Raw genomic sequence first — 26,535 nt, forward strand, 5'->3', positions numbered from 1 at the left:
TATTATCGAATTTTCAATGTTACAATAGTTAATACCGCCAGAATAATACCTACAATCCAAAAGCGAGTCACTATCTTGGACTCGGGATAGCCCTTCAATTGATAATGATGATGAAGCGGTGCCATCTTAAAAATACGTCTTCCTTCGCCATACTTCTTACGGGTATATTTAAAATATCCCACTTGAAGTAATACAGAGACATTTTCTACCAGAAAGATTCCACACAATATGGGAATAAGCAATTCCATTCGAATAAGAATGGCAAACACGGCAATAATTCCGCCAATGGTCAAACTGCCCGTATCACCCATAAAAATCTGGGCCGGGAAAGAGTTATACCATAAAAAACCTACGGTGGCCCCAATAAAAGCACTCATATAAACCACCAATTCTTCGGAATGGGGCACATACATAATATTGAGATAATCGGCATAAATGGTATTACTGGACACGTAGGCCAGGATTCCGAGGGTAGCTCCAATAATGGCAGAGGTCCCTGTTGCCAGTCCATCCAAACCATCGGTAATATTTGCACCGTTTGACACTGCTGTGGTAATAAAAATGACAGCTATCACAAAAATAATCCATCCCCAATGGTCGGCTTTCTCACCTCCAAACCAAAGCAATGACTTGTAGTTGAACCGGTTGTTTTTAAAAAACGGCACATTGGTAACCGGCGCTTTCACAAAAATAGCATTCTTCGTTTGGCTCAATTTATCTGTTTCAACTTGATGAGTTTCAGCCTTAGTAACAGGCTCCATCCTTACCACCACATCATCGCTGAAATAAAGGGTAAGACCTACAATAAGCCCTAATCCAACCTGACCAATTATCTTAAACCCACCTGCTAGTCCTTTCTTATTCTTTTTAAAAACTTTAATATAATCGTCAATAAAACCTATCAAACCCAACCAAATGGTGGTTGTAATCATAAGTAATACATAAACATTATCCAGTTTCCCGAACAATAAAACAGGTATTAAGATGGAAATAATGATAATGAGTCCCCCCATAGTAGGCGTTCCCTTTTTTTGGTATTGACCTTCGAGCCCCAAATCACGAACTATTTCTCCTATTTGCTGCCGTTGCAACAAACGAATAATGAACTTTCCGAAAATCGTTCCTATCAGCAGAGCAAAAATGACAGCCATTCCCGACCGAAAAGAGATATACTGAAACATCCCTGCCCCGGGAAAATCTATTGATTCAAGATATTTAAATAATGGAAAAAGCATGACTATTTATATTGTTGTTCAAAAAATTCCCTAATTACTTCTCTGTCGTCAAAATGTATTCTTTGTCCTTTCACTTCCTGATAAGTTTCATGTCCCTTTCCGGCCACCAAAACGATATCCCCTTTTCGGGCGATGGAACAAGCGGTTCGAATAGCCTCTTTTCGATCAACAATAGTCAGCACTTTTATTCGTTCGGGGAAAGAGACTCCTTCCATCATTTGGTCCAGGATAGTTTTAGGGTCCTCATCTCTTGGATTGTCGGAAGTTAATATTACCTTAGAACTGTTTTTCACGGCTTCTGACGCCATAACCGGCCGTTTGGATTTATCTCTGTTACCTCCGGCACCCACCACAGTTATCAGTGTTTGTCCAGGCCTTCGGATATGGTTTATCGATTCAAGTACATTTCTTAGAGCGTCGGGCGTATGGGCATAATCAACGATAGCGGTAACCCCTTCTTCAGACCGGATAATTTCAAATCTTCCATTTACAGGTGTCAAACGACTCATGGCCACCAAAATATCCTTTTTACTCCAGCCCAACTCACAGCCGGCGCCATATACTGCCAGCATATTTGAGGCATTAAAACGACCTACAAAAGGTGTCCAAAACTCTTCTCCATCAATGGTCAGCTGCATCCCCTCAAATGACTCTTCTATTATTCGCGCCCGGTACGAAGCCATTTCTCTTAACGAGAAAGTCTTAACACTGGCATCGGTATTCTGAACCATCACCCGCCCATGTTTATCATCTAAATTGGTGAGGGCAAAAGCCGAGGACGGCAAATCATCAAAAAATGACTTCTTAACACGAATATATTCATCAAAAGTTTTGTGGTAATCCAGATGCTCATGAGTAATATTTGTAAAAATCCCTCCTTTAAAAAACAAACCATCAATACGTTTCTGATCAATGGCGTGCGAACTCACCTCCATAAAACAATAACGACAACCGGCTTCTACCATTTGATACATTAACCGGTTTAAAGTCAAGATATCAGGCGTAGTATGAGTAGCTTCAACCTTTTCCTCATCCACATAATTGGCTACGGTTGAACACAATCCGGCTTTAAACCCTAAAAAACGGGCTGTTTGATAAAGTAAAGTGGCTATGGTTGTTTTACCATTGGTTCCCGTAACACCCACAAGATTGAGTTTAGAAGAGGGATAATCATAAAATTTCCCAGCTATATATCCCAAGGCATGACGGCTGTTTTCAACAACAATAAAAACAGCATTTCCCGTCAATTCTTTTGCCACTTCTTCACATACAACAGACGCAGCACCTGAGGAAACAGCAGCCTGAATAAAATCATGTCCATCTCGTTGAGTCCCTCTTAAAGCAACAAAAAGGGTATGGGGCCCTACTTGCCGACTATCAAAAGTGATATTATTAATAATAGGATCAAGTGTACCAATCTTCCGAAAACCAGGAAGACCATCAATGCATTCCGATAACTTTTTTTGTATCATTGAAAATTTAATTATTCAAGATAAATTACAATTTTTTGTCCCGTTCTTACCGGCAAACCGGCATCAATGGATTGCCGCACTACCTTTCCGACTCCACTTATGGCAACCTTTAAACCACAATTTTCAAGGACAGCCACAGCATCCTTGGCTCCCATACCTTTTACGAGAGGAACAACTTTTTGAGGAAGGGGTTTAGGTTTTAATTTCACTGCATGTTCTAATGCTTGGGTAGAAATCCATTCTGAAGTTATGCCTTGATTCTGAACAGGAAAATTTAATTCCTCAAAAATTACGGATAACTCATCGCGGGTTCCACCTTTCGACCAGGGATAATACCCTTCTGTAATTTTGGGTTGCGAAACTTCCACCGGCAATTTTTCATAACTCAACGCATATACTCTGTCGGCGATTTCACGAAAAACGGTTCCTGCCACCTCATTACCATAATAAACGTCGTTAGATGGGCTATTAACAACAACGATACAGGAATACATGGGCTGGTCGGCAGGGAAAAATCCCACAAAAGAGGCGATATATTCGACGCCATCCTCACCCTTATACCCACTATTTCCTCTTGCTATTTGAGCGGTACCTGTCTTTCCGGCAATTTGATAGATATCGTTACGGATATTTTGGGCAGTACCACGCTCTACCACACCTTTAAGCAGTTCACGCACTTTCTCAAGTGTTGCAACCGAGCAGATAGCCGGATTTAGCACTTCGGGCTCAAACTCCTGTAATATTTTCCCATGCTGACTAATTGCTTTGACAAACATGGGTTTAACCATCTTTCCGTTATTTGCAACCGCATTATAAAAAGTGAGGATTTGCAACGGGGTCATCTTTACTTCATACCCTATAGACATCCATGGCAATGTTACGCCCGACCATGATGGATCGCCAGGATATTTGATAACCGGTCTCCCCTCACCTTTTATTTTTATTCCTAACGGTTTATTTAAACCTATAGCATAAAGGCGATCCACAAAACGCCGCGGATTATCTTTATAATTGTCAAAAATAATTTTCGAAATTCCAATATTGGAAGATTTCTCAAAAGCTTCTCGAACGGTAATTTTCCCAAAACCTCCATGGTGGCTGTCGCGCATAATGCGGTCATAATAGCCATATGCTCCATTACCGGTATCTACCGTATCGGTAAGTCTTACTTTCCCGTCTTCAAGCGCAGCAATTATAGAAGCAAGTTTAAAGGTAGAACCGGGCTCTACAGCCTCTCCTATAGCATAATTAAAATAATCTTCAATGTAAACGCCGGGCTTACTTTTATGTAAATTCACCATAGCCTTGATGGCCCCCGTCTCTACTTCCATAAGAATGGCCACACCATGGTGTGCATCATGCTTTTGCAACTGACGCATCAAAGATTGCTCAGCCACATCCTGCAGTTCAATATTTAAAGTAGTAATCAGATTTTTACCGTCTTGCGGGGGTATTTCTTCTTCAGGTATCCAACTACCTGCAATGCGTTTCCAGGTGCTAACACCATTGGTACCTCTTAACACGTTGTCGTAAGCGCGCTCTAACCCCACCATCCCACCTTTCGACTTCTCACCATAGAGTTTACCAATGGTACGGGCGGCCAAAGAACCAAACGGAAGACGACGCTCCTCATAATGGCGGGGAATAAAACCTCCGGAATTTCTACCTCTGCGAAATATTGGAAATTCTTTAATTTCCTGAAGTTCTATATACGAAATTTTACGTGGATGTACCAGGTGATAACGTTCTCCGTTTCTCCGGGCACGTATTAAATCTTTTTTATAATATGAAGGCGGATGATCGCCAAAAAAGCGAGACAAGCAAATTGCCAAACTATCTATCTGAGAGTTAAAAACATGACTTGTCAGCCCATTGGCATGTAAATCCATGTAAATACGATAACTCGGTACCGACAACGAAATTTTCTTCCCGTTTTCATCCAGTATATTTCCCCGGTTGGCTTCAATTATAATATCGTTGCTTTCTAATGTCTTTGCTTTTTCTTCCCACTTGGACGCCTCAAATATTTTTAGTTTAATCAATTCAAACAAAATTACCAGGACAAGAATTCCAAAAAAGGTGTAAATAATTCCCAGTCTAAATAATATTTTTTGTTTGATTGCCATATCATCTTTTTAAAACAAAAAAATACCTAACTTTTCTAACGCAACAAACACAATTTACAGTGTAATTTCTAAGTGCATTCGCATACAGCTCACTTAAATCATTGAAATTAGCCATTAGTGGTTAGTTAATTTGTCATTAGTAAATCAACACTAACCACTTGTTGACTAATGACCTAATAGCCTATTGACCTATTGGCCTAATGGCCTAACAGCACTTCTGCCTGTACACTTCTGCCTCTATAATTTTTAATATTCTTGTTGTGACAAACCTTCCTGGTCATGCTCGTTTCTTTTACCTCAACTAAGCCAGGTTAAATATTCTGCTATATTTAAATTACTCATCTAATTTTTCCACTTTTAATATTCTGGGTGGTGTTTTTAAAACTTCCAGATCTATTCCGGCCCTATGTACACGGTCCATTACTTCACTTTGTTTGCTCATATTCATCAGCTCGGAAGAGGTGGTAATCGCCTCATACTTCAACTCTTTCAATTCTTTCATCAAGTCGGCCTGACGCTCCAATAAATGTTCCGTCTGATAACGGTTGCCGATATACAAAAAGGCCAAAAAAACAATAAAGGTCATAAAACCCCAATGGCGACCAAGTTCTTTCCCTGCCAAAAAGCGACCATGCAAGAATTCTTTAAAAGAGATACCTTTAAGCTCATTAAACTCCTCTTGACCGGTAAGGAATTCGCCATCTTTGGCTTTATGTTGTCCTCTAAACCACTTCATAATCTTTCTGCAATTCTTAATTTAGCACTTCTGGCTCTGGGATTGGCAGCAATTTCATTTTCGTCAGGTACCACCACCTTTCGAACAACAGCTTTAAAAGGCACATCTTTATTTCCGTAAATATCGGTTTCAGGTTGATTGGTATCCCATCGTCCGGAACGAATGAAATTTTTTACCATACGGTCTTCCAACGAATGATACGAGATGATAACCAACCTTCCGCCCGGTTGGATAATTTGTGGCAACTGACCAAATAGTTCTTCCAAAGCACTCATTTCCTGATTTACTTCAATTCTAAGTGCCTGAAATACCTTGGCCAGATATTTGTTTTCCTCTCGACGCGGCGCAGTTGTTTGGGCAACCTCTTTTAAATCGAAAGTTTTTTGAAAAGGCTTCGTTGCCCGGTACTTTAAAATCGATTTAACCAATCGTCCCGGATTATTTATTTCTCCATAGGTACGGAAGAGACCAAACAATTTTTCTTCGCTATAACTATTTAACACTTTGGCAGCAGTAAGGTCGGAACCGACCGACATTCGCATATCCAATGGGCCATTATAGCGGAACGAAAAACCTCGTTCCGCCACATCAAAATGATGAGATGAAACTCCTAAATCTCCCAATACCCCGGCAACAGAAGATATTCCAAGAAAATCAAGAAAATTGGACAAATAGCGAAAATTGTGTTTCACTAACACAAATCGGGAATCTTCAGGTGCCTGCCGCCACGCATCCTGATCCTGATCAAAGGCAATTAGCTTTCCTTCCGGACCTAACCGCTCTAAAATAGCCCGGCTATGGCCGCCTCCTCCGAAGGTTAAATCAACATAAATGCCCGAAGGATCAATATTTAAACCTTCAATAGAGGCTTCTAGCAGTACGGGTATGTGATATTGTGCTGACACCATTTAAGTTTTATCTAGATTATTAGCAAAATGGAACTATACAATTAGTGCTTAGTCCCTTGAGCAGTACCTCTAACTTCAGGCTTCTGCCCCATAGCCAAAGACGCCACGTGTGTTGCATCACTCATTATTTTTATTACCCAAAATCTTCTCGGCAAGATCTCCCAATTCGTCTTCTGTCGCGCTCCGATTCACATATTTTTCTCTATCCCATAGTTCTATATACCTGTCAACTCCAAGCAAAACCACATCTCGTCCTATCTCTGCCTGCTCCATCAGTCTTTTGGGTACCAGAAACCGACCATTCCCATCAAGTACAATTTCCGCCGACCCACGAAAAAAAAGTCTTAAAAAGCGATTATGCTCCCGGTTATAAGGATTTAACCCAGATCGGATTCTTGCAAGTTCTTCTTCCCAAACTGAATAGGGATACAAAACCAGGCATGCTTCAAACAAATCTTTTCGAACAACCAAACGCGCATCCCTTTCCCCAAGAGCCTTTTTAAAAGCCGAAGGAAAAACAATACGCCCTTTTGCATCGGTTCTGCACTCAAAATCTCCAATAAATGTGTACATTACAGTTTGAGAAATATTTCCGTAAAGCTACAATTTTTTTAAACCACTATCAACCACTTTTAACCACTTTATCACTTTTTTAATTATTAAAAATCCACTTTTTATTTTTTGCACCCTAACCTTATTTTTTTGTTGAAGCCTAATTTCCTGCAATAATGCCTTAATGCAGCAAATGACAGCCAACCTGAAATATCTGAAAAGAAAAAACTCCAACAGTTAAGAGAGGTAAACAGATTTTTTTCATAAAAAATGTATACTCAATTACCCTCATTTTATCCATCGGCACAAAGAAATTGTTGTCCTAATGGAACTATTGCATTATAAATTTGTTTAACTTTTTTAAAGATGAAACAAGCATGGCAAGAAGGGTTGTCACAACAAGAACGTGTATAAAATTATAGAGGCAGAAGTGCACAGGCAGAAGGGTTGTTAGGCCAATAGGTCAATAGGCCGATAGGCTATTAGTTTATTAGCAAACAAGTGGTTAGCATTGGATAACTAATAAGTAATGACTAACCACTAATGACTAATTTCAAGAACCAATAGTTCAATGAAATAAGTAAATTTTATCCGGATGAAAGCATCAATTATTTTAATGGCATTATTATTTACCTCAATCATTCCCGGCAAAGGACAAATCAGTTTTTACGATTTTAAAGTAAAAACGCTAAATGGTGAAACCTTCGATTTTTCCCAATTAAAAGGGAAAAAAGTAATGATAGTAAACACAGCCAGCAAATGTGGTTTTACTCCTCAATATGAACAATTGCAGGAAATCTACCAGCAGTATCAAAATGAAGGTTTTATCATATTAGGCTTTCCGGCCAACAATTTCAACAATCAAGAACCGGGAACTGCTGAAGAAATAAGTGAATTTTGCCAAATTAATTTCGGCGTTACCTTTCCTATGATGGCAAAAATTAGCGTCAAAGGCGACGACCAACACCCCCTTTACCAATGGCTTACAAAAAAAGAACTGAATGGCGTGCTCGATAGCAAAGTAAAATGGAATTTCCAAAAATATCTGATTGGGCGAACAGGAAAGATTGAAAAAGTTATTCCCCCTCGTACCAAACCCAATGACCCCGAAATTATCCAATGGATTAATGAATAACGCAATAGTTGATAATCATCCTCTGCTAAGAGGTGCAAACTGTCGGTATTTACCTTTGCTGAAAATGTTAAAAACAGAAGATAGCCAAACACATTTTGGCATTCTGAGAAACTTTTCGGATAAGTTGCAATAGCAATGCAAAAAAAACATTTAAAAATCTCTAAATAAAATCAGCATATCACTTAAATTTTGACAGCCTCTAAATTTAATGGTTCATAAATAGGTTCATTTTTTGTAATATTGGCCCGTCAAAATATTTTCCAAATGGAACCTAAAGGTTTAAACAACATTCAGCCCGAAAAAAAATTCATCGATGTCGAGCAGGTTTTTGCCAGCAAAAACCCATCCTTATTAAAGGTCATTCCCAAATTTTTTATCAGTTACCTTAAACGTATTGTCCATCAAAAAGAGATTAATGCATTTTTAGCCGAAAAAGGTCACTTAAAAGGTGTCGACTTTTGTCGTTCTGTTCTGGATGATCTTTTTGGTGCAAAATATTCGGCAATTGGGCTTGAAAAATTGCCATCTCAGGGACGTTTTATCTTTGCCAGCAACCATCCGCTGGGTGGGTTAGATGGTATCGCTTTAATTGTGGCGGTCAGCGAAAAATTTCCAAACATTAAATTCCCGGTAAATGATATTCTGTTAAACCTGAAACCCCTTCAAGAGATTTTCGTACCCATCAATAAGCATGGTGGTCATTCCAAAACGGCGGCTAGACTAATTGAAGAAGCCTATGAGTCTGATGCACAAATATTAATGTTCCCGGCCGGTCTGGTGAGTCGTAAACAAAAAGGTGTCATCCGTGACCTGGAATGGAAAAACAATTTTGTACGCAAAGCGGTCAAACATCAGCGGGATATCGTTCCGGTCCATATCACCGGACACAATTCCAACTTTTTTTACCGGCTGGCAAACCTAAGAAAATTCTTGGGCATTAAAGCCAATATAGAAATGTTGTATCTGCCCGATGAAATGTTCAAACAATTTAATCAAAATCTTACCATCCGTTTTGGGACACCCATCCCCTGGCAAGAAATTAAAGATACCGGAAAACCCGACGAATGGGCCCGAAAAATTAAAGAAAAGTGTTATCAACTTGCCGAAATCGATTAATTTTGTACTAACCTGACCAATTTTACAAAGTTTATAATAACTAATACATGGAAAACAAACCAATTATTCCTCCTGTACCAAGAGAAGAACTGGAAGCTGAATTAACCCAGGAGCGCTTTGTTCGTTACACCAACAAAGGCGAAAACAAGATTTACGATTTTACAGCCCACGAAGCCCCGGCGTTGATGAGAGAAGTAGGCCGCTTACGTGAAGAGTCTTTTCGTAATGCCGGAGGAGGAACAGGAAAAGAATGTGATATTGATGACTACGATACCGGCCCCAATCCTTATCATCAACTGATTGTTTGGGACCCAAAAGCTAAAGAAATTTTAGGAGGATACCGGTATATTATGGGAAACACCATTAAACCGGATGCCGACGGAAAAATTCATTTAGCCACAGCCCGCATGTTTCATTTTTCCGAAAAATTCATTAAAGATTATTTGCCCAAAACCATTGAGCTGGGGCGCTCCTTTGTACAACCACAATATCAATCGAGTAAAATGGGCGCTAAAAGCCTCTATGCGCTCGATAACTTATGGGACGGGTTGGGTTCTTTAATCATAAATCACCCCGAAATGGAATTTTTCTTCGGGAAAGTGACCATGTACACCCATTCCAACCTCAAGGTGCGAAACCTTATCAGGGCATTTATGGAAAAATATTTTAATGACCCCGACAAGCTGGTGTATCCCTATAACCCGGTAAAAACATCACTGACCGAGAGCGAAATCAATGTAATATTCTCAGGCCAATCTTTTGACGAAGATTACAGAATACTTAGTAAATCGGTTCGGGAATTGGGAGAAAATATTCCGCCATTAATCAATGCCTACATGAACCTTTCACCTTCGATGCGCACATTTGGCACTGCTGTTAATGAACGATTTGGGGGCGTGGAAGAAACCGGCATCATTATCACCATCAAAGAACTTTATCAGGCAAAAGTAAACCGACACGTTCATAGTTACAAGCCCAACGAACCTTCGGCAAAAGATGAGTAAAAACGACACATTGAATTATTTCGACCTGGTGGTCATTGGAAGTGGACCGGGTGGTTTTGCCGCCGCCAGCAGAGCACTGGATTATGGTCTTAATGTGGCCCTGATTGAAAAACAGCATCTGGGTGGTGCCGGTATCCTTAATGGGGTCTTGACCTCAAAAACCATGTACGAATTGTCGATGGATTACTCCGTCGCCGCACGAATTGACAGAGGCTATCGTGCCAGTGCCCTCTCTGTCGATTATGGCAAAGTGAGAAAAACCGTTCTGGAAGCGGCTCGCGAAAAGCAATACCAAATGCGTAGCCAAATTGAGACATTTTTTAACCAAGCCGGTTCGGGTAATATTCAATTAATTTCTGGACATGCCAGATTTGTTGATGAGTCTACCATTGAGGTCAAAGACAAAAACGAACTCCACCTTATAAAAGGTAAATATTTTATTATTGCAACCGGTTCCCGCCCAAGAGAATATCCCAATTTAAAAACCGACGGCAAACGCATCATTACCTCCGATAATATTTTGTCGTTGAATGAATTTCCGGAACGCTTGCTCATCATTGGTTCCGGAATTATTGGTTGTGAATTTGCCACCATTTTTTCCAACTTCAAACAAACACAAGTACACCTTCTTGACCGGGCCAACAGGGTACTTCCTTACGAAGACGATGACCTCAGCCGATTCGTAGCCCATAACCTGGAAAACAACGGCGTTAAAATTCATCATACCGCACAGCTTAGATGCATCAGAAAACACCCACAACATCTGGAAGTGGTATTGGACTACGATGCCGGACACAGCAAAGTTATCGAGGTGGATGTAGCACTGGTGGCCATTGGGCGAGAACCCAACACCCACGACTTAGGCCTGGAAAATATTGATATTACACCTAATGACAGAGGATACCTGCCGACCTCTGAAACAGGCAAAGTGATCAATTCAAAAGGTCTTTCCAACATTTATGCTGTGGGAGATATATCCGGACATGCCAACCTTTATAGTGTTGCTCAGGTAGAAGGACGGTTGGCTGTGGATGACATTATGGGTAAAATTTGTTATAAGCCCGACTATGCCAACATGTCCACACTGATGTTTTTTAAACCTGAAGTGGCAGCTGTTGGTGCCAATGAAAAAACACTGCAAAAAGAAGGCATTGGTTATAAGGCGGTCTTTTATTCCAACGAACTCGTTGACCGGGCCATCGCCATGCGCAATACCAATGGTTTTGTAAAAATTCTGGTAAGCAACGACGAAAAGCAACGTATCCTTGGTATGAGAGCAGCAGGACCGCAGGCTTCCGCCTTTATTGTCGCCATTGCTCATCTCATTAATCAGGGCAACAGCGTGAGCGAAGTTTTAAAAACCTTCTATCCACATCCCAGCATTACGGAAGGCATACAGGAAAGCATGCGAGCATTGGTGTCCAAATCAATTTTCAAGCCCAGGGCTTTCCCCGATAACATTATTGTAAAGGAATGGAACCCCGGAGATCCTCCATCACAAATTTTTTGACCGGTAAATATTGGGGTATCTGTCGCTTTGCTTGAATTGATTGACCCGAAACAGAACTCTCTGCTATCGTAAATAAGCTAAAACAGTAGAATTAATTTTAATTTAATGGACAATTCAAACAAAAGCCGCCCGAAATCAAGATTTGTCAAATTTTTTTTGGGTACCTTAACGGCAATAGCACTGATTTTTGCGCTTTTACCCCAATATCTTCAAAAAGGGCTTATCTATTTTATGCCGGATATCGATGATTATAAAATTTTCCCAAACCGAACTATCAATGCAGGAAAACCTATAAAATGGCCTCTTTCCGAAAAGTATAATAATATAACATTACCATCGGAACAAATCGACTCTTTGGAAAAATACAAAACTGTTTCATTCCTGGTTATTCAAAATGACTCCATCCTTTTCGAAAAATATTGGGACGGACATTCCGACACCACGCGTTCCAACTCCTTTTCCATGGCTAAAAGTATTGTAGCCTTACTTGTTGGTGCTGCTTTGGACGACGGTTATATCCATAGCCTTGACGAAAAGGTAAAAACACACCTTCCATGGCTTAAAGGACCTTACCGCGACTCCCTGACCATACGTCATCTATTGACCATGAGTTCCGGGTCCAGTTGGGACGAAAGTTACAATTCCCCATTCTCAGTAACTACCCAGGCTTATTATGGCAACGATTTAATGGCCACTATCCAACAAATTGAATTTAATGAGCCGCCCGGCAAAATTTTCAATTATCGCAGCGGCGACACTCAAATCATTGAACGACTGCTCAATAAAGTCACCGGAATGACCATTTCCGAGTATGCCTCACAGAAGCTATGGCAACCGCTGGGCGCAGAAAAACCGGCCCTTTGGTCGCTAGACCGCACCAACGGCATCGAAAAGGCCTATTGCTGCTTTAACAGTACAACCCGCGATTTTGCACGGCTGGGTAGTTTAATTTTACACCAAGGTGTTTTTAATGGTCGAAAGTTAATTTCTGAAAACTACATCCGGGAAATGGCTACACCTGCTGATTATCTCGTCAATCAAAAGGGTGAAACGGTCGATTATTACGGTCTCTTTTGGTGGATAATACGCTTCAAAGGTGAAGTCATTCCTTACGCCCGAGGCATTCTGGGTCAATATATATTTGTATTACCAAAGCATAACGCTGTGGTGGTAAGGTTAGGTCATCAACGCAGCAAATCCTATCTTAACCATCATCCCACCGATGTGTATGCCTGGCTAAATACAGCCTATACCATTCTCAACCATCAATAAGCCCGGCCGTTAATGCCTTCAATAAAATTAATAAAGGCTGTATTAACCACTTTATTTCCCCCGGGGGTGGGATAGTTTCCGGTAAAATACCAGTCACCCTGATCGTTGGGACATGCCTTATGAAGGTTTTCTACAGTTTGATATACAATTTCCACCTCAGCATTAATATCATGAGGCTTAAGCATCTGAGCTATTTTTTGGGAAATATCTTCATCAGTAAAAGGGCGATAAATCTCCTTCACGTAATTAACAATCTCTTCTTTGGGAAGATTTTGTTGTTCCTTGCATTGCTTGTAAACGTTGTCAATCACCTCTTCCCTACCTGTCTCCTTTAACAACTCAATGGCCGCCAGAAATGCACAAAAATCCTTTAAGCGTGCCATATCTATTCCATAACAATCGGGATAACGAATTTGTGGTGCCGAAGAAACAACAATAATCTTTTTGGGATGTAAACGATCCAAAATTCTCAGAATGCTTCGTTTTAGGGTAGTGCCCCGAACAATGGAATCATCGATAATAACCAATGTATCTACATTGTTTTTAACAATGCCATAGGTAACATCATAAACATGAGCAACCAAATCATTACGGTTGTTATCATCGGTAATAAAGGTGCGCATCTTAACATCTTTGATGGCCACCTTCTCGATGCGCGGCTCCAGGGCCAGAATATCCGTCACCTTTTCTTTGGTAAGTTCTTCGCTACTCAACGCCAAAATGCGCTCCGCCTTAACCTTATCCAGGTGTTCCCGGATGCCTTCCATCATACCGTAAAAAGCCGTCTCTGCGGTATTGGGGATGTAAGAAAAAACGGTATTTTCAAGGTCCCAGTTAATTTTATCGAGAATGATGGGTGAAAGCAAACGTCCAAGCTCTTTCCGTTCTTTATAGATATCCCGGTCACTTCCACGGGAAAAATAAATCCTTTCAAAAGAGCATGATTTTCGTGTTTGCGGCACCGAAACCATCTCTTCACTGATGCGGCCGTCTTTTTTAATTATTAAGGCATGCCCTGGCTTAAGCTCTTTAACCTCTACCGACCGAACATTCAAGGCGGTCTGAATCACCGGGCGTTCGGAGGTAACAACAACAATTTCATCATTATAGAAATAGGAAGCAGGTCTAATTCCCCAGGGATCACGGGTCACAAAAGCATCACCATGTCCTAGCAATCCGGCAATAACATACCCACCATCCCAACGACGGCTCGACCGCTCCAATACTTTTCTCAAATCAAGGTCACGCTCTATCAGTGCAGATATATCCTTATTGGTATACCCTTCGTTTTTGAATTGCCGGAAAAGCAACTGATTTTCCTCGTCTAAGAAATGCCCAACATTTTCAAGCATCGATTCCGTATCGGTATAATCTTTAGGATGCTGGCCAAGATCGATTAAAGTTTTAAAGATCTCATCAACATTAGTAAGATTAAAATTCCCGGCTAAAACAAGATTCCTGGAACGCCAGTTGTTTTCACGCATCACCGGATGCACATAATCGATGCTGTTATTGCCGAAGGTGCCATAACGCAAATGTCCTAAATATAATTCACCGGCAAAAGGCAAATGCTCTTTAGCCCACACGGGATCCTTTAGCAATTCGGGATGATGCTCATAAACAACATCAAAATGGCGATGGATGGCTGAAAAGACTTCCTGAATGGGATTACCTTCGTTAGAACGCTGCCGAAAAAGATATTTTTTACCCGGTGGTTGATCAATCTTCAGGCTCACTACTCCTGCACCGTCCTGACCTCTGTTGTGTTGCTTCTCCATTAATAAATACAACTTGTTGAGGCCATACATCCACGAACCGTATTTTTCTTGATAATAGGTAAGAGGCTTTAAAAGTCGGATTAGGACAATTCCACATTCATGTTTTATCTGGTCGCTCATAGGTTTAAGAAAATAGAAGCTGCAAATTTATGGCAATTTATTGAAAAGGCCAACGCACAAAAAAAGCCCGTTTATTCACAACGGGCTCTCTATTTTTAATTCTTTTAGTGCGATATCGTCAGTTCGAACAATATAACAGGCCGGAAACATTTTCCTTAATTTTTTCATGAGGGGCAAGGCTTCGTATTTGTGCCGAAAGCTACCTACCCGCACACGCCAAAAAGGCGCACTGTATTCAATAAAAATATTTTCATCGGGAAACTCCTTTAAGACTTTGGCTTTTACATCCATTGCCTCCTGGCGGGCCTTGCTGCCAACTCCACTGAATAGCTGAACTCTAAAACCCTCTACTCCGCCCGAACGTTTATTCATGTCGATACGCGTCAGCACCAAATCTTTCATCCCTTCCGATTGCTCAATGGTAATAATCCCTTTGTCCGGTTCTACCTTTTGCAAATGCTCAAATATATTTTCATTGGCAAAATCACTTTGCCCGGACACCTGCCCCATTATCCCGACTCCTATACCTAGCTGAATAACAATGGTTAAAAAATACCCTTTCATGCGCATTTGTCTCTTTGGTCGGGGGTAAAAATACAATTTTTATTCCTTAACCGGAACAATGAGAACAGGAATATCAGAAGTATTCAAAATTTCGTTGGCAAAAGGCCTGAAAAAGCTTTCGAATGGGTTAGTCGATTTAATGAGGTGTATGGCTATAACTGATGCCGACTGTTCACGCGCAAAAGACAGAATATTTTTCACATCGCCCTGCCAATTGAAATTTGTTACGGAAACATTCAATGAAGTATTATTTTGAATATATCGTTCAGCCTGACGGGCATAAATATTACTTCTTCCGGGAATTAGCCATTTTGATTTTTTTTGTAGCGCCACAACAGATACTTCTGCCTTTAAAAGTTTAGCGAAGCCTGCCACAACCGGCACAATTTTACGGGCCAGTTTGTGGTAGTCGATCGGTAGCAATACCTTATGCGGATTTTCCCACCTCATCCCTTTTCTAACTGTCAGCACCGGACAAGGGGCATGAGACACCAAACGATAAGCATTACTGCCCAGCCATTTTTCTTCAACCCCGGATATACCATGGGTTCCAACAACAATTAAAGAAGCATCGTCGTAGCGAGCCTGATTGGTAATTTCGCGTACCACATTTCCTTCCCGTACTTTATAATCAAACTCGCCATTGTGGACCTTATAGTCGGGTAAAAATTTTTTAACGAGATGTTCCAGCCATTGTCTGGCTTGTCCAATGATACGCTCTTCCGGATTATCGCCCAAAAATTCGGGAGCATATTGCTGGCCGGTTTGAACATGAATAATTCTGAGAGCTGAATTCAGTTCGTTGGAAAGTCCGACGGCTACTTGCAGCGCAAACACAGAATTATCTGAAAAATCGATAGGTACAAGGATTCGTTTCATTCGTATAAAATTTACTTATATAATTAGTTTAAAGTCCATTATGGCCATCCCTCACCCCTTAATCCCCTAAAGGGGAAATTTACCAACCCGCAATCATAAAATCGATAAATCTCACTTCTGCCTTCTGCCTGTGCACTTCTGCCTATATCATTTTATACATGTCCTTTTGTGGCAACAGCCGCCATGCTCGTTTCATCCGTATAAAATTTACTTAATTTATTGATATATTGCTTCTTATAAGTAGTCGTTAGTGGTTAGTAGTTAGTCATTAGTTATTTAATACTAACCACTTGTTAACTAATGACTAATCACTTCTTCTGCCTTCTGCCTGTGCACTTCTGCCTTTGTCTTTTATACATGTCCTTTTGTGGCAAAAGCCGCCATGCTCGTTTCATCCGTATAAATTTTACTTACTTCGTTGACATATTGCTTCTTATAAGTAGTCGTTAGTGGTTAGTAGTTAGTAATTAGTGGTTAGTTAATCAACGCTAATCACTAATGACTGTTGACTAATGACCATAAACTTCTTCTGCCTTCTGCCTGTGCACTTTTGCCTTTGTTTATACGTCAAAACCGGCCAGGGGGTTGCACCTATCGTTCACTTTCTTACTCAGATTCAATAGCTTTCGCCAACTCGTCGGTCATCTCCAAATTATGATAAACATTTTGCACGTCATCATTCTCCTCAAATTCATCAATCATGCGCAGAAATTTCTTGGCCGTTTCGACATCAACTTCCTTATATGTATTAGGAATTCTCTGTAAACTGGCATTTTCAACCTTAACGCCCAATTCATCCAATTTTTTCTGAACGGCACCAAAATCTGCCATTTCTGTGGTAACGATTATTAACTCCTCTTCCATTTCAATTTCCTGAGCACCGGCATCAATAAGCTCCAATTCCAGGGTTTCGAGGTCCATCTCATTGGTTTTAACAATCTGAAAAACCCCTTTCCGTTCAAAGAGAAAGCTTAACGAACCATTAGTGCCCATGCTTCCGCCTCGTTTGTTAAAGATAGAACGAACAGCCCCAACGGTACGATTGTTATTATCGGTCATACATTCCAAAAACACGGCGATACCTCCCGGTCCATACCCTTCGAAAGTAATCTCCTGGTAACTGTCACCGCCGGCCTCTGAGGCTTTGGATATAGCTCTGTTAATATTATCTTTAGGCATATTAACCGAACGGGCATTTTGTATCGCCAATCGAAGTCGGGGATTGCTTTCCGGGTCGGGGCCACCTTCCTTAACAGCAACCTGAATTTCTTTGGTTATACGTGTAAACATTTTAGCTCTCTTCGCATCCTGAGCCCCTTTCCGGTGTTTAATATTGGCCCATTTACTGTGTCCTGCCATATTTCAGATAATTTTTGATTTAGAAAATTTTACCAAAATCAACCATTCACTGATATACACTTTTTTCCCTTTCTAAAAATGGGAAATTAAAATTTTAGTAATATGATTTATCGTCTTTAAAAAACGCATATTTTCAACCGCAATCATCAAAAAAATTATGGGATATAAAATTTTCTTCGCCAAAAAAAAGAACGTCAACATCACGTATCAATAAAAAAACCAGACACTTCCTGTCATTTTTGAAGTGCCGCCAAAATGGCATGCAAAATTACAAAAAACAAAAAACCCACACAAACAACTGATTATATTCACCTTACAAACAAACCTCCAATCTAACTATTTTACAATTACTTGGGCAAACCATCCATAAATACTAAATTAGCGCCCTCATAATTCATATCATGGAAAAGAGCAATCCACACACTACGGTAAACCGGAATACAGATTATCGGCCAGGTGAAAAAGAAAAACAACTGTACATTGAAACCTATGGCTGTCAAATGAATGTTGCCGACAGTGAGGTAGTGGCATCCATCATGCAAATGGATGGTTACACAACCACCTCTGAGGTTTCCGGTGCCAATGCCATCTTCATTAATACCTGCTCTATCCGCGAAAATGCTGAGCAAAGAGTGCTGGGTCGTATCAGAGAATTTAAAGCCCTCAAAAAGAAAAACCCCAGCCTGATTCTTGGGGTTATTGGATGTATGGCCGAACGCGCTAAAGAAGAACTGCTCGACGAAGGTGTTGACCTGGTTGCCGGCCCTGACGCCTATTTGGATTTGCCCAACCTGGTAAGCATGGCCGAACAAGGCGAAAAGGCCATCAATGTAGAATTGTCCGAAACACAAACCTATCGCGACATCATTCCCAAACGATTAGGGCCAAACAACATCTCTGCATTTGTGAGCATTATGCGCGGATGTAATAATTTTTGCTCTTATTGTGTTGTGCCCTATACCCGTGGCCGCGAACGTAGTCGAGACCCATTCAGCATTAAACATGAAATCGAGGACCTTGTCAAGAAAGGTTACAAAGAAATTACTCTGCTGGGACAAAATGTCAATTCTTATCGGTTCGACAACCAAAACACCAAAATGAACTTCCCTGAATTACTGGACTTTCTCGGCAATACGTTTCCTCATACACGGATTCGCTTTACCACGTCGCATCCTAAAGACATGAGCCTGGAGACTCTCAAAGTGATAGCCCGACATCAAAATCTTTGTAAACACATCCATTTACCCATTCAGTCGGGATCCACCAGAATGCTTAAATTAATGAACCGTAAATACACCGCTCAAGAGTATCGGGAAAAAATTATGGCCATCCGTGAAATAATACCCGAATGTGCCATCTCTACCGACATCCTCAGCGGTTTTCATTCCGAAACCGAAGAAGACCATCAACAAACCCTGGAGATGATGCGGTGGGCCAAATTTGACATGGCTTATATGTTCAAATATTCCGAAAGACCAGGCACCTATGCTCAAAAAAAACTGCCCGATAATGTGCCACCCGAAGTTAAAGGCCAAAGACTCAATGAAATTATTCAATTACAAAATCAATTATCGCTTCAAAGCAACAAAAATGATATTGGTAAAACTTTTGAAGTTCTTATCGAAAATATTTCAAAAAAATCAAAAAATGAATTTGTGGGTCGTACATCACAAAACAAAGTAGTTGTTTTCCCCAGAGCAGAATACAAAATTGGCGATCTGGCAAGGGTTGAAATTGTAGATGCCACTCAGGCCACTCTTATTGGTCGACCTGCAGATTCGCCAAACATTCCTTAACTTTGAACATGAAAAAGTTTTTGCCAAACTCTCAAAACAGTAAGTTTTTTCTTTGTCAACTAACAATAGCAGAATGGTTTTCATCACCAGACATCCATTATGAATAACCATTGATTTCAATATATTTGCTAAAAGTTAAAACCTTTAATAAAATAACTAAGCCGAAAATTTTTAAAACCGGCTTGATTCCTTAATTTTACTTGTAAATCAAAAAGTCAAAAATGACCAAAGAACTTGAATTTGAATCGATACGTCCTTACCAGGACCATGAAATTCAACAGGTATTTGAACGATTAAAAAAAGAAACCTCATTTATTGAACTCATTGGCTTTCTTTACCCTGAATTGCCGCCACAAAAATTCATTGACAAACTGATGAAAATAAAAACCATCCGGCAATTCCAGCAAGAGGTTATATCACCCTACGTTAAAGAAATCATTAAAAACACAACCAAAGGTATCACTTCCGAAGGGCTTGAATATCTTAACCCCAACGAAGCTTATCTTTATATCTCCAACCACAGGGACATAATTCTTGACCCGGCAATTCTGAACATTATTTTGTTTGAGAAAGGCTTCGATACTACCGAAATTGCTATTGGCGACAATTTATTAATTTATCCGTGGATAACCGATTTGGTAAAACTCAATCGCACTTTTATTGTGAAGCGCAACTTGCCAATTCGGCAAATGATGGAAAGTTCTACCTTACTTTCGAAATATATCCGACACACCATAACCCAAGTAGGCCACAGCATTTGGATTGCACAACGCGAAGGCCGGTCTAAAGATGGAAACGACCGCACTCAACTCAGCCTTCTTAAAATGCTGAACATTAGCGGCAAAAATGAATCGGTAGCCGAAAATTTCAAAGAACTTAAAATTGTTCCAGTTTCCATATCGTACGAATATGATCCCTGCGACTACCTTAAAGCCCTTGAATTACAACATAAACGTGACAACCCCGATTATGTAAAAACACCGGACGATGACCTCAAACATATGGGGGCAGGATTACGTGGACGCAAAGGACGGGTTCATTTTGCTTTTGGACAGCCTATTTGCGGAAATGAATTTGACAAACTCAAAGAGCTGCAAAACAAAAATGAAAAGTTTGAATTTCTTGCCCGACTCATTGATGAACATGTTCATGAAAACTACAAACTGTGGCCGGGTAACCTCATCGCATGGGATATGTTGAATGCCAACGATGAATACAGACATAAATATACTCCTGAAGAAAAAAAGACCTTCCTCAATTACATCGAAGAACATCTTAACCGTATTGATGGGGATAAAGAGTTCCTAAGAAGAACTCTCTTCGAAATGTACGCAAACCCCGTGGCCAACAAGCGTGAACTCTTGGGAAAATCAGTTCTCGATTAATCTTACGTACAACTTAATAATTCTTTCAACACTTACGAAGAAAAGACGATTTCTCCTAAATACAAAAAATGCGTATGGTCGGACACTATAGAATTCTTCCGTCAACAAAAGTGTCCGTCCATACATGTAATACTATATTCCAAAGCTTTGGGCTAATCTCTAAAATTCAGAGAAGAAATCGAAGCCAAATGTCCCTTCAAAAAGTAATTATTCAGTAAAATTTAAATTCAATTTCGGCCGTCAATTTTCGACCTGTAATTTTACAGATTCAATTTCGGCCGCCGATTTTCGACCTGTAATTTTACAGATTCAATTTCGGCCGTCGATTTTCGACCTGTAATTTTACAGATTCGATTTCGGCCGTCGATTTTCGACCTGTAATTTTACAGATTCAATTTCGGCCGTCAATTTTCGGCCTGTAATTTTACAGATTCAATTTCAATCGTCAATTTTCGACCTGTAATTTTACAGATTCAATTTCAACCGTCAATTTTCGACCTGTAATTTTACAGATTCAATTTCGGCCGTCGATTTTCGACCTGTAATTTTACAGATTCGATTTCGGCCGTCGATTTTCGACCTATAATTTTACAGATTCAATTTCGGCCGTCAATTTTCGACCTGTAATTTTACAGATTCGATTTCGGCCGTCGATTTTCGACCTATAATTTTACAGATTCAATTTCGACCGCCGATTTTCGACCTGTAATTTTACAGATTCAATTTCGGCCGTCGATTTTCGACCTGTAATTTTACAGATTCAATTCCAACCGCGTAGAGTTATTTCCCACTATCTTTCAGCGCAATTCCAAGCTCATCGAGCTGCTCCTGACTGATGGAAGAAGGCGCATCATTCATAATATCACGACCGGCATTATTTTTTGGGAAAGCAATTACTTCGCGAATAGATTCTACTCCGGCAAACAAAGCCACCCAACGGTCAAAACCAAAGGCCACACCGCCATGGGGTGGGGCTCCGTATTTAAAGGCATTCATCAGAAAACCAAATTGTTTTTCGGCCTCCTCTTTAGAAAAGCCCAATACTTTAAACATCTTTTGTTGCAGTAAATCATCATGAATCCGAATGGAGCCTCCACCAATTTCATTACCATTGATAACCAAGTCATAAGCATTGGCTCTCACCGCACCCGGGTCAGAATCCAACAAGGCGATATCCTCCTCTTTTGGTGAGGTAAAGGGGTGATGCATGGCATAAAAGCGTTGAGTATCATCGTCCCATTCAAGTAAGGGGAAATCTACGACCCAAAGGGGAGCAAACCTATTTTTATCGCGTAATCCCAGGCGATTACCCATTTCAAGGCGTAGTTCGCTTAGAGCCGAGAGGGTTTGTCGTCGTTCTCCGGCAAGAATTAAAAGCAGATCGCCGGGTTTAGCACCACACTCATCGCACCAAACCTTAAAATCTTCAGGGGCAAAAAATTTATCCACCGAAGTTTTAAACGACCCATCGTCATTATATTTCACATAAACCAACCCTTTAGCACCAACCTGAGGCCGCTTGACAAAGTCGGTGAGCTGATCAAGCTCTTTACGACTGTATCCGGCACATTGAGGGGCACAAATAGCTCCAATATACTCGGCATCATCAAAAACCCTAAAGCCCTTACCGGAAGCTATCGAAGTGATATCAACAAAACGCATATCAAAACGAATGTCGGGTTTGTCGGTACCGTAATATTTCATAGCATCAGCATACGACATTCGCGGAAAGTCGCCCTCAATGGTCACACCTCTTATGGTTTTAAAGAGATGCTTGGTCATCGCCTCAAAAGTGGACAGAACATCCTCCTGCTCGACGAAGGACATTTCACAATCGATTTGGGTAAACTCGGGCTGACGGTCGGCACGCAAATCTTCATCCCTAAAACATTTTACGATTTGGAAATAACGATCGAAACCGCCCACCATTAAAAGCTGTTTAAAAACCTGAGGCGACTGCGGCAAGGCATAAAATTGCCCGGGATTCATACGTGATGGCACCACAAAATCTCGTGCCCCTTCGGGGGTAGACTTCATTAAAACAGGGGTTTCAATTTCAATGAAGTTTTGGTCGTTCAAAAACTTCCGCACTTCCAGAGCCATTTTATGTCTCAGTTCCAATGCTTTCCGCACGGGATTTCGACGCAGGTCCAGATATCTGTATTTCATTCTAAGCTCTTCTCCCCCATCGGTATCATCCTCGATGGTAAAAGGGGGAAGGTCGGCACTATTTAAGACGTTCAGGGAATGGATGATAATTTCGATATCTCCGGTAGCTATTTTTTTATTTTTATTGCTTCTTTCAGCCACTTTACCGGTAACCTGCACCAAATACTCACGCCCCAACTCTTTCACCTGTTGGCTCAGTTCATTATCTTCTTCATTATTTACCACCAATTGGGTAATGCCGTACCGATCACGAAGATCGATAAAAGTCATACCTCCAAGATTCCGGACATGCTGTACCCATCCGGCCAGGGTAACGGTTTTATTGACGTCAGACAACCTTAGTTCTCCACAAGTATGTGTTCTGTACATTATTATTTGATTTTTTGAGGGTCTTTTTAACCCCCGGGTCAACATAAATTTTGATTTTGCAATATCTTTGCGAAAATAAAAAGAAAAAAAGAAACCGCCGGCATGCTTTTTAAATAAGGTCTCAGAAACTATCGCTTAATTGTAAAATAAGTAGATTTAGAGAGGGTTAAAAGCAATCATCCACACCGAAGGATTTCCGCAATGGACAAATTGCTGTAAAATACTCACTACAAAAAGAGGCCTTTTAATGGCATCTAATTTTTTAGAATCTTGAAATCAGGATAGTGAAAACAATCAGTTAACTATGGAAAAAATAGATTTTACCGACCAATATTTCATGCAGCAAGCCCTCAAACAAGCCAAGGAAGCCCTGGATAAGGACGAGGTACCCGTTGGGGCTGTCGTGGTTAGCGAAGGCACCATCATCGCCAAGGCGCATAATATGACTGAAACACTGAACGACGTTACTGCCCATGCCGAGATGCTTGCCATCACTGCTGCTGCCGAACAACTGGGAAGCAAATATTTACCCAACTGCACATTATATGTCACACTGGAACCTTGTACCATGTGTGCCGGAGCTATAAATTGGGCACAAATAGGACGTATTGTTTTTGGTGCCGAAGATGAGAAAAGAGGCTTTCAACGATTAAATCCCTCACCGCTTCATCCCAAAACCAGTATCACTTCCGGAATCCTGAAAGAAGATTGTATGGCCCTCCTAAAACAATTTTTTGCTGCCAAACGATAATTTTTTATTCGTATAAATTTTACTTACTTCATTGATATATTGGTTCTTAAAATTAGTCATTAGTGGTTAGTCATTAGTGATTAGTCAACAGTCATCAGTGTTAATAGACTAGTGACTAATGACTAATCACTAATGACTAATCACTTCTTCTGCCTTCTGCCTGTGCACTTCTGCCTTTATCGTTTATACATGCTCTTTTGTGGCAAAAGCCGCCATGCTCGTTTCATTACAAAAAAAATTCCCTCTCACGGCATTGCCGAAAGAGGGAATAACCCAAGTAACCCTATGAAGAATAATTAGCGAACAGCCACTTTCTTCATTGTCAATTGGTTACCTAAGGCAACTCGCACAATATATATGTGGCCGCTGGCTAATTCAAACTGATGTAAACCGGCGGTGGCCGGCATGCTGGTAATAACCTGACCGTTTAAGCTATAAATATCGATTTTTCCCAAAGCGGTGGTTTCCCCTCCCATGAAGTTGTCAATTTTCACCTTTAGGGTTTTATCAGCACTATAAATTTGAATATTGTTTTCCTCTGTTTCCGAATTCTCTAATATACCGGTAGGAACTTTTGCCCCGGAATTTCTGGTCAAATGAAGTACAAACCGTTCATGTTCAATACCTAATTCCAAAGGCGTATAAGTATAAGACGTTATTCGCAAATTGACATACCGTTTTTTAAACTTATCTTCCAATACGACATCAAACTCTTCGGTAAAATCAGACAAATCGGCAGAGATAATACAATCATCCTCAACTCTGTTTCGAACACTTATGGGCACTGAAACATAATTTTTTCCTTCAAGTGAAGAAAAACCGTTTATGGCCATAGGAGAATTATCTATTAAGGTAAAGATCTCCGGAATCTTTTCCGACGAATTAAACATTTTATCGGAATCTTCGGGACCATAACCGTCCGAAAAATCATCATAATAATAAATTACTGCAACATCATACAGGTAGGTATTTTGAATCTTTAATCGGATTAAATCATATATTGTAGAGGATTTCAAAGAACCGGAAGCGGTAGAAACATCAGTTATTTCATTCACTTGATTTTGACTGTGTATATTATCCGCCAATCCCCAAATGGTTAATAAGAAAATCAGAAGCAACAATCTCGAGGCAAGCCTTAAAAGATTTAGATGTCAACTTTTCGCAACACGCTCCAATCAATGACACAACACACCTTATCACGCAATACAGGACATTTTTCATCAATAATTTGTCTCACCTGAGAAGGACGTTCCACTCTGGTATCAAATAAAGATTTAGGGAAAGCCACATCCGATAACTCAGGTTCGGTATCCATATTACGAATGCCAAAAGTTCGAATAAAGACCTCTTCGAAGCCGGGCATCAATTGATTCACCCCACGAACAAAACTAAAGGCACCGATGCGATCCTCGGCATATACGGGATTTACATGAAAAGCCACATCAATTTGCTGCATAAGAATTTGTCGAAATTCGCGGGCAGCAATACCGGAAACCATTGCAATGACCATCCCCCCCGGAATAATAATCTCAAAAGGCTTATACCGTTGGTAATTATAATGTGAAGGATGTGTATTTTTCAGATAGGTAGACCAGAAAAGGTTTTCGCTTTTCCCAATAGGCCGCACATAGGGGTGCAGAATTAAATCTCCCGCCTCTAACCTGATCATCACATTATCCATGCTAATATTACGTGCCCTGGCCAAAATTTTTTCTTTAAACAAATTATTCTGATAAGGTATTTTTTGTTCCGATGATATGGTTTTTCTGGGATTAATTTCAGGGAAAAGCGAAACACGTATCAAGGAAAAAACCGGCTCTCCTTTTTGGTTAAACAACAGATGCGACGATTCAATAACAGAGTTTCCAGGTCGGGACGACTTATAAACATTGATGATTTTAATACTACACGAAAAGGTATCGCCAGGGAAAGCCGGATTAAGATAGATGGCATCACGTAAGGCCAACTTTAATACACTTGAATGGGCAAAATTTTCAACCCCCAGGCTAAGTGTTAGATTCATCAAAAAACTATAGGGTAGAAAAATTTGTGGAAATCCCAGACGACCGGCAAATTCACGACTACTTTCCGGATAAGAAGAGGTAGGCATAAATCCGCTCCACATGCTCAGTACCGATTCATCAACGGTAATATTATATCGACTGACAATATCTTTGCCAATAAAGACCTTTTCCAGATCAAGTCCGTATTCAACCTTGCGATTTGCTTTTATAAATTCTTCCATATGCTTAACTCTTCCCCACAAAAATAGGAAAAATGCTTTTGTCGCATTCGTTAT

Annotated in this window: 21 protein-coding genes; 8 read left to right on the forward strand and 13 right to left on the reverse strand. The window is 40.4% G+C overall.

Translation table 11 applies throughout. The annotated features are described in order from the left end of the window. Window positions 1-2: 2 nt before the first annotated feature. The 6 genes from mraY to BM130_RS06110 form a co-directional block, all read right to left on the reverse strand. Window positions 3-1,235, reverse strand: coding sequence for a phospho-N-acetylmuramoyl-pentapeptide-transferase (gene mraY / locus BM130_RS06085; protein ID WP_010528357.1), 1,233 nt, complete (start codon window positions 1,233-1,235; stop codon window positions 3-5). Between the two features lie 2 nt (window positions 1,236-1,237). Then, complete coding sequence (locus BM130_RS06090; protein WP_010528358.1) at window positions 1,238-2,707, reverse strand: UDP-N-acetylmuramoyl-L-alanyl-D-glutamate--2,6-diaminopimelate ligase; 1,470 nt, start codon at window positions 2,705-2,707, stop codon at window positions 1,238-1,240. Window positions 2,708-2,718: 11 nt separating this feature from the next. After that, window positions 2,719-4,833: a penicillin-binding protein gene (locus BM130_RS06095; RefSeq protein WP_010528359.1), complete on the reverse strand. Its 2,115-nt coding sequence runs from the start codon at window positions 4,831-4,833 to the stop codon at window positions 2,719-2,721. 334 nt (window positions 4,834-5,167) lie between these two features. After that, window positions 5,168-5,569 carry an FtsL-like putative cell division protein gene (locus tag BM130_RS06100; RefSeq protein WP_010528360.1) on the reverse strand — a complete coding sequence of 134 codons (402 nt, stop codon included), beginning with the start codon at window positions 5,567-5,569 and terminating at the stop codon, window positions 5,168-5,170. Beyond that, window positions 5,566-6,477, reverse strand: coding sequence for a 16S rRNA (cytosine(1402)-N(4))-methyltransferase RsmH (gene rsmH / locus BM130_RS06105; RefSeq protein ID WP_010528361.1), 912 nt, complete (start codon window positions 6,475-6,477; stop codon window positions 5,566-5,568). The genes BM130_RS06100 and rsmH overlap by 4 nt, the downstream gene beginning before the upstream one ends. A gap of 117 nt (window positions 6,478-6,594) precedes the next feature. Further along, window positions 6,595-7,050, reverse strand: a complete 456-nt coding sequence (locus BM130_RS06110) for a division/cell wall cluster transcriptional repressor MraZ (protein WP_010528362.1) — start codon at window positions 7,048-7,050, stop codon at window positions 6,595-6,597. Window positions 7,051-7,624: 574 nt separating this feature from the next. Here BM130_RS06110 and BM130_RS06120 point away from each other — a divergent pair. The 5 genes from BM130_RS06120 (at window position 7,625) to BM130_RS06140 (ending at window position 13,066) form a co-directional block, all read left to right on the forward strand. After that, on the forward strand, window positions 7,625-8,164 hold the full coding sequence (locus BM130_RS06120; protein ID WP_010528364.1) for a glutathione peroxidase: 540 nt from the start codon (window positions 7,625-7,627) through the stop codon (window positions 8,162-8,164). A 264-nt stretch (window positions 8,165-8,428) separates the two neighbouring features. Further along, window positions 8,429-9,280 (forward strand): lyso-glycine lipid O-acyltransferase GlsA, encoded by an 852-nt coding sequence (glsA, locus tag BM130_RS06125; protein WP_010528365.1) that lies wholly within the window; start codon window positions 8,429-8,431, stop codon window positions 9,278-9,280. 47 nt (window positions 9,281-9,327) lie between these two features. Continuing rightward, entirely contained in the window at window positions 9,328-10,284 is a 957-nt protein-coding gene (glsB, locus tag BM130_RS06130) for a glycine N(alpha)-acyltransferase GlsB (protein ID WP_010528366.1), read from the forward strand. After that, on the forward strand, window positions 10,277-11,794 hold the full coding sequence (locus BM130_RS06135; protein WP_010528367.1) for a dihydrolipoyl dehydrogenase family protein: 1,518 nt from the start codon (window positions 10,277-10,279) through the stop codon (window positions 11,792-11,794). Before glsB ends, BM130_RS06135 begins: the two co-directional genes overlap by 8 nt. 105 nt (window positions 11,795-11,899) lie before the next feature. Beyond that, window positions 11,900-13,066, forward strand: coding sequence for a serine hydrolase domain-containing protein (locus BM130_RS06140; RefSeq protein WP_010528368.1), 1,167 nt, complete (start codon window positions 11,900-11,902; stop codon window positions 13,064-13,066). Here the strand turns inward: BM130_RS06140 and BM130_RS06145 are convergent. The 4 genes from BM130_RS06145 to BM130_RS06160 form a co-directional block, all read right to left on the reverse strand. Next, window positions 13,060-14,964, reverse strand: a complete 1,905-nt coding sequence (locus BM130_RS06145; protein ID WP_010528369.1) for an amidophosphoribosyltransferase — start codon at window positions 14,962-14,964, stop codon at window positions 13,060-13,062. The genes BM130_RS06140 and BM130_RS06145 overlap by 7 nt on opposite strands. Window positions 14,965-15,039: 75 nt before the next feature. Further along, window positions 15,040-15,528, reverse strand: coding sequence for an SPOR domain-containing protein (locus tag BM130_RS06150; RefSeq protein WP_010528370.1), 489 nt, complete (start codon window positions 15,526-15,528; stop codon window positions 15,040-15,042). Between the two features lie 39 nt (window positions 15,529-15,567). After that, entirely contained in the window at window positions 15,568-16,407 is an 840-nt protein-coding gene (locus tag BM130_RS06155; RefSeq protein ID WP_010528371.1) for a universal stress protein, read from the reverse strand. A gap of 606 nt (window positions 16,408-17,013) precedes the next feature. Continuing rightward, on the reverse strand, window positions 17,014-17,766 hold the full coding sequence (locus BM130_RS06160) for a YebC/PmpR family DNA-binding transcriptional regulator (RefSeq protein ID WP_010528408.1): 753 nt from the start codon (window positions 17,764-17,766) through the stop codon (window positions 17,014-17,016). A 401-nt stretch (window positions 17,767-18,167) separates the two neighbouring features. Here BM130_RS06160 and miaB point away from each other — a divergent pair, with 401 nt between their 5' ends. Further along, window positions 18,168-19,562 carry a tRNA (N6-isopentenyl adenosine(37)-C2)-methylthiotransferase MiaB gene (gene miaB / locus BM130_RS06165; RefSeq protein ID WP_010528407.1) on the forward strand — a complete coding sequence of 465 codons (1,395 nt, stop codon included), beginning with the start codon at window positions 18,168-18,170 and terminating at the stop codon, window positions 19,560-19,562. Between the two features lie 221 nt (window positions 19,563-19,783). Continuing rightward, window positions 19,784-20,947, forward strand: coding sequence for a 1-acyl-sn-glycerol-3-phosphate acyltransferase (locus BM130_RS06170; protein ID WP_010528406.1), 1,164 nt, complete (start codon window positions 19,784-19,786; stop codon window positions 20,945-20,947). A gap of 780 nt (window positions 20,948-21,727) precedes the next feature. Here BM130_RS06170 and aspS read toward each other — a convergent pair. Continuing rightward, the gene (gene aspS / locus BM130_RS06175; protein ID WP_010528405.1) at window positions 21,728-23,485 is read right to left on the reverse strand and encodes an aspartate--tRNA ligase; all 1,758 of its coding nucleotides are present in this window, start codon (window positions 23,483-23,485) and stop codon (window positions 21,728-21,730) included. A gap of 304 nt (window positions 23,486-23,789) precedes the next feature. On the opposite strand from aspS, the gene BM130_RS06180 reads away from it, so the two are divergent. Continuing rightward, on the forward strand, window positions 23,790-24,236 hold the full coding sequence (locus tag BM130_RS06180) for a nucleoside deaminase (RefSeq protein ID WP_010528404.1): 447 nt from the start codon (window positions 23,790-23,792) through the stop codon (window positions 24,234-24,236). A gap of 296 nt (window positions 24,237-24,532) precedes the next feature. Here BM130_RS06180 and BM130_RS06185 read toward each other — a convergent pair whose 3' ends face one another. Both BM130_RS06185 and BM130_RS06190 read right to left on the reverse strand, forming a co-directional pair. Next, a complete protein-coding gene (locus BM130_RS06185; RefSeq protein WP_237706160.1) occupies window positions 24,533-25,291 on the reverse strand; it encodes a T9SS type A sorting domain-containing protein in 759 nt (252 codons plus the stop codon). A gap of 89 nt (window positions 25,292-25,380) precedes the next feature. Continuing rightward, window positions 25,381-26,481: a hotdog family protein gene (locus tag BM130_RS06190; RefSeq protein WP_010528402.1), complete on the reverse strand. Its 1,101-nt coding sequence runs from the start codon at window positions 26,479-26,481 to the stop codon at window positions 25,381-25,383. Between the last annotated feature and the right edge of the window lie 54 nt (window positions 26,482-26,535).

It is taken from the genome of Thermophagus xiamenensis (assembly GCF_900112795.1).
Lineage (GTDB): Bacteria > Bacteroidota > Bacteroidia > Bacteroidales > Marinilabiliaceae > Thermophagus > Thermophagus xiamenensis.

Bases quoted from the DNA above. Each gene is read 5' to 3' on its own strand.
- BM130_RS06100 (WP_010528360.1), bottom strand. From the start codon at position 5,569: ATGAAGTGGTTTAGAGGACAACATAAAGCCAAAGATGGCGAATTCCTT.
- BM130_RS06110 (WP_010528362.1), bottom strand. From the start codon at position 7,050: ATGTACACATTTATTGGAGATTTTGAGTGCAGAACCGATGCAAAAGGG.
- BM130_RS06145 (WP_010528369.1), bottom strand. From the start codon at position 14,964: ATGAGCGACCAGATAAAACATGAATGTGGAATTGTCCTAATCCGACTT.
- BM130_RS06140 (WP_010528368.1), top strand. From the start codon at position 11,900: ATGGACAATTCAAACAAAAGCCGCCCGAAATCAAGATTTGTCAAATTT.
- aspS (WP_010528405.1), bottom strand. From the start codon at position 23,485: ATGTACAGAACACATACTTGTGGAGAACTAAGGTTGTCTGACGTCAAT.
- miaB (WP_010528407.1), top strand. From the start codon at position 18,168: ATGGAAAAGAGCAATCCACACACTACGGTAAACCGGAATACAGATTAT.
- BM130_RS06170 (WP_010528406.1), top strand. From the start codon at position 19,784: ATGACCAAAGAACTTGAATTTGAATCGATACGTCCTTACCAGGACCAT.
- BM130_RS06090 (WP_010528358.1), bottom strand. From the start codon at position 2,707: ATGATACAAAAAAAGTTATCGGAATGCATTGATGGTCTTCCTGGTTTT.
- BM130_RS06150 (WP_010528370.1), bottom strand. From the start codon at position 15,528: ATGAAAGGGTATTTTTTAACCATTGTTATTCAGCTAGGTATAGGAGTC.
- BM130_RS06190 (WP_010528402.1), bottom strand. From the start codon at position 26,481: ATGGAAGAATTTATAAAAGCAAATCGCAAGGTTGAATACGGACTTGAT.
- BM130_RS06180 (WP_010528404.1), top strand. From the start codon at position 23,790: ATGGAAAAAATAGATTTTACCGACCAATATTTCATGCAGCAAGCCCTC.
- rsmH (WP_010528361.1), bottom strand. From the start codon at position 6,477: ATGGTGTCAGCACAATATCACATACCCGTACTGCTAGAAGCCTCTATT.
- glsB (WP_010528366.1), top strand. From the start codon at position 9,328: ATGGAAAACAAACCAATTATTCCTCCTGTACCAAGAGAAGAACTGGAA.
- glsA (WP_010528365.1), top strand. From the start codon at position 8,429: ATGGAACCTAAAGGTTTAAACAACATTCAGCCCGAAAAAAAATTCATC.
- BM130_RS06095 (WP_010528359.1), bottom strand. From the start codon at position 4,833: ATGGCAATCAAACAAAAAATATTATTTAGACTGGGAATTATTTACACC.
- BM130_RS06155 (WP_010528371.1), bottom strand. From the start codon at position 16,407: ATGAAACGAATCCTTGTACCTATCGATTTTTCAGATAATTCTGTGTTT.
- BM130_RS06120 (WP_010528364.1), top strand. From the start codon at position 7,625: ATGAAAGCATCAATTATTTTAATGGCATTATTATTTACCTCAATCATT.
- BM130_RS06135 (WP_010528367.1), top strand. From the start codon at position 10,277: ATGAGTAAAAACGACACATTGAATTATTTCGACCTGGTGGTCATTGGA.
- BM130_RS06160 (WP_010528408.1), bottom strand. From the start codon at position 17,766: ATGGCAGGACACAGTAAATGGGCCAATATTAAACACCGGAAAGGGGCT.
- mraY (WP_010528357.1), bottom strand. From the start codon at position 1,235: ATGCTTTTTCCATTATTTAAATATCTTGAATCAATAGATTTTCCCGGG.